At 35.7% G+C, this 5,273-nt stretch carries 5 protein-coding genes; 2 read left to right on the top strand and 3 right to left on the bottom strand.

Going from position 1 to position 5,273, the window contains the following annotated elements; translation table 11 throughout:
- Nucleotides 1-281: 281 nt before the first annotated feature.
- Both ACFVSH_RS18130 and ACFVSH_RS18125 read right to left on the bottom strand, forming a co-directional pair.
- Nucleotides 282-692, bottom strand: coding sequence for a hypothetical protein (locus ACFVSH_RS18130; RefSeq protein WP_387707170.1), 411 nt, complete (start codon nucleotides 690-692; stop codon nucleotides 282-284).
- A gap of 18 nt (nucleotides 693-710) precedes the next feature.
- Nucleotides 711-1,292, bottom strand: coding sequence for a hypothetical protein (locus tag ACFVSH_RS18125; RefSeq protein WP_387707168.1), 582 nt, complete (start codon nucleotides 1,290-1,292; stop codon nucleotides 711-713).
- 252 nt (nucleotides 1,293-1,544) lie between these two features.
- Between ACFVSH_RS18125 and ACFVSH_RS18120 the strand changes: the two genes are divergently transcribed.
- A complete protein-coding gene (locus tag ACFVSH_RS18120; protein WP_387598718.1) occupies nucleotides 1,545-2,300 on the top strand; it encodes a uracil-DNA glycosylase family protein in 756 nt (251 codons plus the stop codon).
- A 623-nt stretch (nucleotides 2,301-2,923) separates the two neighbouring features.
- On the opposite strand, the gene ACFVSH_RS18115 is transcribed toward ACFVSH_RS18120, so the two are convergent.
- Nucleotides 2,924-4,042, bottom strand: a complete 1,119-nt coding sequence (locus ACFVSH_RS18115; protein ID WP_387598715.1) for an NAD(P)/FAD-dependent oxidoreductase — start codon at nucleotides 4,040-4,042, stop codon at nucleotides 2,924-2,926.
- A 172-nt stretch (nucleotides 4,043-4,214) separates the two neighbouring features.
- On the opposite strand from ACFVSH_RS18115, the gene ACFVSH_RS18110 reads away from it, so the two are divergent.
- A complete protein-coding gene (locus tag ACFVSH_RS18110) occupies nucleotides 4,215-4,808 on the top strand; it encodes a branched-chain amino acid aminotransferase (protein WP_387707166.1) in 594 nt (197 codons plus the stop codon).
- Nucleotides 4,809-5,273: the final 465 nt, after the last annotated feature.

The following is a 5,273-nucleotide window of genomic DNA, read 5'->3' as shown; positions in this document are numbered from 1 at the left end:
GAATAGAAATAAACAACTCGAGCCTTACTACCTATAAAATGTAGCGAGACTTTTATATTTTTGTATTATAAACAACTTTAATATCCTTTTAAGCAACAAAATTCTTTTAGATTAATTGGGTTTTAAACAACTTTTAAAAACCTTATTACATATCAAATGTAATAAGGTTCTTGTTTATTAAAGCGAAATTATACAACTTTATTATTGCTCTACATATTCTTGTATATTGTTTCTTTTTTATCTTTTGCCTTACCATTTTTTCTTCTATTGTTAAAGACCACTTAAAGATTGTCTATATCTATATTTTCGTAAATAACATTCCCCTTTGTTTTTTCATCTAACTGCATTTCTTTCTTTAGCGTTTCATTTTCCATTTGTACAGGCTTCTTAGAAGTCTCATTTTCAACTTTCACATGTAGAGGGCTACTTACTACATCATTGTGTGTAAATGGATTCACAGGTGCTCCTGTGCCGTTTTGGGCAGCTTCAAAAATAAATGTATTTCTCATAACTTCCTTTTGTATTTCCGGTGCTAAAAAATCACTTGTGCCGTAAAGATCAATTGCATGGTAAATCAAATTTCTTATTGCTATGGTCATATTGGATTGATTATTTAGCCATTGAAAAAACTCGTCTGATTCAGTTAGTTGGAAGCGACAATTTATCGCTTTCTTTTTTTCTTCATCTTTCATATAATCATCATTCCTTTTTTATCCTATCATTTCTAATTCTTTTGAATAAAATAAGTTTCTGTTTAAATTGTTTAATCCATCAACATTCATTGTGACTGCATACTTTTGTGGAATCCATAAGAGTTTAGCATTTTGTGATTCAGTATAGTTATTTAATTCAGCATACATTTCATCCTTGAACTCTATACTACCTCCACCATATACAGTAAAAATTTCTGTTTCATTTGACATATCTCTCGCATTTTTAGTAATAATGCTATCTAAAATCGAATCAGACTGTTCTAAACTAGTTTCTGCTAAAAATGTTTTCGCTAGCTCACTATCCTTTGGATATTCATTTGGTTGCTCGATATACTTACTAAACTGCTGACGATTAATACTTAATCCTTTGCGTTCATCTTTCAATAATTCAATTGCTGCAGCTATAGCATGTCCCATTCCTTGACGTTCACCTGAACAACGATCCGAAACTGGGTTTACTCCATTTGTAAAGATGTATTCAGTGGTTCCTGAACCAATATCAGTATGCATGATTTTTTTATCCGCAAAATCTTTTCCGGTCCAATTCAATTTATAATTCTCATTAAACTCTTTAAACATTTCATTTTCGCCCTCTAAAATAGCGTTCTATATTCTCTTTAACGCTTCACAATCCACGGCACATTCCAATACATGTTTATCAAGCTTTTCTCATCAATTTGAAGAGTAAAAACAACAACAAGTGGCTAATTAATTCGCAAAAGAAAATAGCTTATCCAAATGTCTTCATAACGCAGAACGCACCTTGTGCTCGTTGATGAACCTTCTTTTCTGATATACTGATATGGCCAAAATAATTCGAAGAAAGAGGGGATGGTTTTTATGGGAATCGCTAATTTTTCTAATTTTACGCAATTTAAGGATTTAATTAATGCTTTACCTGCTGACTATTCAGATAAAATGATACAGAGCGAACAATTTTTGCTTGAAAGAGATGAAACGAAAAAACTCGAAATCTATTACGCACCATTCGAATATATAAATGAACGGGCCAAAGTGGTGATTGTCGGAATCACTCCTGGTTTACATCAAATGAAAAAATCATATTCTACCGTAATTAATGCAAGAGGGCACTTACATAGCGATGAAGAGATCCTGCACGAAGTAAAAAGGAATTCCAGTTTTGAAGGAACCATGAGAAAAAATTTGGTTCACATGTTAGATGAGCTTGGATTACACACATACTTAAACATATCGTCCACACAGGATCTTTTTAACGAAGCTAGTCACCTCGTTCATACTGCCTCTGTTTTAACCTATCCAGTCTTTTATAACGGGAAAAACTACAGTGGAACGACTCCGAACATTTTAAAGACCGAGTTGCTTAAAAAAAATATAATGGAAGGCTTTGCTACCGAAATAGGTACCATTGAACGCCCGCTTATTATTCCTTTAGGCGTAAACGTTTCCAAGGTCTTAAACTATTTAGCGGGTCAAGATTATTTGGATGCGAACAACATGCTTCTAGGATTTCCTCATCCATCTGGAGGAAATGGACATCGACATAAGCAATTCGCAGCAAATAAAGAGCAAATGAAAATGATGTTACAGCACTATTTTGCTCAATGAAGCTTTATATAGGTTTTTAAAGATAGGGAATATTTGGTGTTATTCCGTTCATCTAAAGTGTTAAAAGTACAATTAACTATTTACTAGTGATATTTTGGAGATTATAATAAGAACAAATGTTCTTTATTATAGGAGGCATTAACATGGATGAACTAGAGGAATTTTTAAAATCACTTACTATTGAAGAGTTAAAGGTTATTTATGAAGAAGTATGTGGACCTGATGTTAATAAATAGATGAAAAATTAATGGACACACATTTTATACTATTAAAGTAACTGAATCATCAACAGTCATGTATGAGAGAAAAACTGTATGTAATGTTGATGATGCTTATATGTGGCTTAACAATTTCCTTTAGAGAAAAAACATATCGTATAAACGATGTTTGCTGCGCAAGCAAATATTGTTCAATGGCACATAGATATTTGAGGTAGTTTTGAATTGATGAATTTGTCAAATTTCCACAAGAATGCCCTGCTCGAAAATTAAAGAATTTATAAATCAAGGACCCAATAAAGGTCCTTGATTTTTTTATGAAAGGACCATTTTAAAAAAACTGATCTGGGTATTTTTCAGATCAGTCGATATTCATCATAAAGCCAATAGGTAATGAATGGGGAGTTATGTAAAAAGGGCACCTCTTACATCATAATTTTCTATATCGATTTCGATTTTTCTATCAAGTGCGAGGTTTGCCAATAGGGAGCCTAAATATGGGCCCATTGTTAAACCCGATGCCCCAAGACCATTGGCTACGATTATGCCTTCCCAGTCCGGTAAAGGGCCCATGACCGGAAGGAATCCCGGCGTGAATGGGCGAAAACCGACCCTTGCTTCAACAAACGTACTATCCGTCAAACCGGGGGCGGTTTGCAAGGCTTTGTTGAAAACCTCCTGCAGCCCTCCTGCTGTCATTCGGTTATCGAATACTTCCGTATTTTCATGTGTCGCCCCCGCAACAATTTTATTATTATCGAAAGCCAATAGATATTGATCACTCGGAGGCATGACTACTGGCCAGTTATTCGTATTTTCATTTGGCGTTTCCAGATGAATGATTTGTGCCTTTTGGAAGGTGACTTGAAAATTAACGCCCAGTGGCTTCAGTAATTCCGGTGCCCAAGCGCCAGCACAAACGATCACTTTATCAGCAGGTATGAATTCATCTCCAAATGTTACACCTGTCACTTGTGAACCGTTATATGAAAGTATAGCCTCACCATACAAAAGTTTTGCGCCGTTTTTTTGTGATGCCCGCAATAAGGAATCACGAAGTGCGCGTCCATCGACCCGCGCGGCACCACTCACGTGAACGGCTGCATATTCACTGGAAAGAGGCGGGAATAAGGCACGTGTCTCCTCTGCGGTAAGTAAAGTGATTGCCCCAATTTCCGGTGCATCTCCTTTCCTTTTTGCCGCCCGGTTCTTCATGGCATTCAATTTAGCTTCATCTGTATGTAGACTTATGGCCCCGACTTGGGCATAACCAGTCTCTGTTTCCCCGTCCCGTTCAAGGTCTTCAATTAAACCGGGATAAAAAGCCGCCCCATTTTTGGCAAGGAGATACCAAGCTTGGTTGCGCCTTTGCGATATCCACGGGCAAACGATTCCTGCAGCTGCAGATGTTGCCTGACCCACATCTTGACGATCAATAATGATCACTTCAGCCCCATTTTTAGCCAACTGATAGGCAGTTGAGGCTCCCAAAATTCCTGCACCAACTACAATGATTTTTTGCATATTCAACATCTCATTTCTCTCATATGTATAAACTCTTACCACTACTATATCGAAGACACGAATTGATTGCTACAATCGATATTGTAATTTCTTTCACAAAGTTATTTTCTCTATATGGAATATGCTATGATTGAAATTGCAAGAGCTTGAAAAGATACTAGGAGGACAAATCATGTTAAAAAAACAAATGGAATCATACATATCAAAATCCGTAACCGAAAAAAAGGTTGAGTTGTTTAAAGAAGAAAAGGATTATGTAGAAAAGCATAAATTAATTGCCGATGATATCATTATAGTGGAAAAAGAAAATGCATCTCGTTTTACAGATGCTTATATGGAGCGCAGTAATAAAGAGAGCGAAGAATTAATCTCTGAAGAGAACTCTGCATTTTTATCACAACCTATCGAGTATTTGAAAAAAAACAAAGATGAATTCCTTTACTTTGAATCACAATGGTTTGAATTAATCGGTGTTGAGGCACTTTCGTTAGAAAACGATGAAGTTTTCGGTACATATAACGCGATGTTCGGATTGAAATTCCAGAAAAAAATGGGTGAAGTATTAAAAGCGTATTTAACAAAGGAACTTCAAGGAGGAATTGGATCGTTCAGTTTAATGTTTAATCAGGGCGACGGGCTATGGGACGTGAATTTTGCCTTGGATAACTTAAAAGGGTTTAAAGAAAACCTGTCATTGGAAGAAGCTTTTAATTTAATCTATCATTTTCTTTTTAGCCTTGTTCAAACAATCGAGGAAGATATGTAAAACTAGGTGGTGCCATTAATAGTAATGACAACAGTTTGTAGACAAAAAGGTTTCGGAATGCTCTCATTCCGAAACTTTTTTGGTTTTTTTGGTTTGTAGCAGTAATAGAGAATAATAAATGGATCCTACCTGCGTGTCCTACCCATGAAACATGTCTTCCACCAAGTCATACATGAAATAGAAAACAATGGCCGTCTCCAGTTTACGAATAAATGGTTCGATGGCACCAGTTGATCTATAGTAATCATTTCAAGTTGATATCGCTGAATAGAATAATGTTTAAAAGCACCCTTATCACCTCAAATTTTAATTCTTCTATATTTTTATTTTTAAAAAGACTGTAGGCAAAAGGAGTTCTTTCTTAAAAGTTAAAACAAAGTTGAATGGAAAGGAAGGGGTGGGACTCCTTTGGAAAGCGAGTGTCTGCAGTGGGAATAAATAGCATATTTTTACATCCCCAAAAGC

The organism is Peribacillus sp. NPDC058002 (assembly GCF_042886655.1).
Classification (GTDB): domain Bacteria; phylum Bacillota; class Bacilli; order Bacillales; family DSM-1321; genus Peribacillus; species Peribacillus aracenensis.
This window is presented reverse-complemented; position numbering and strand designations above follow the sequence as displayed.

Excerpts from the sequence above, each read along its gene's own strand:
- ACFVSH_RS18120 (WP_387598718.1), top strand. The coding sequence starts at position 1,545 with ATGGTTTTTATGGGAATCGCTAATTTTTCTAATTTTACGCAATTTAAG.
- ACFVSH_RS18110 (WP_387707166.1), top strand. The coding sequence starts at position 4,215 with ATGTTAAAAAAACAAATGGAATCATACATATCAAAATCCGTAACCGAA.
- ACFVSH_RS18115 (WP_387598715.1), bottom strand. The coding sequence starts at position 4,042 with ATGCAAAAAATCATTGTAGTTGGTGCAGGAATTTTGGGAGCCTCAACT.
- ACFVSH_RS18125 (WP_387707168.1), bottom strand. The coding sequence starts at position 1,292 with ATGTTTAAAGAGTTTAATGAGAATTATAAATTGAATTGGACCGGAAAA.
- ACFVSH_RS18130 (WP_387707170.1), bottom strand. The coding sequence starts at position 692 with ATGAAAGATGAAGAAAAAAAGAAAGCGATAAATTGTCGCTTCCAACTA.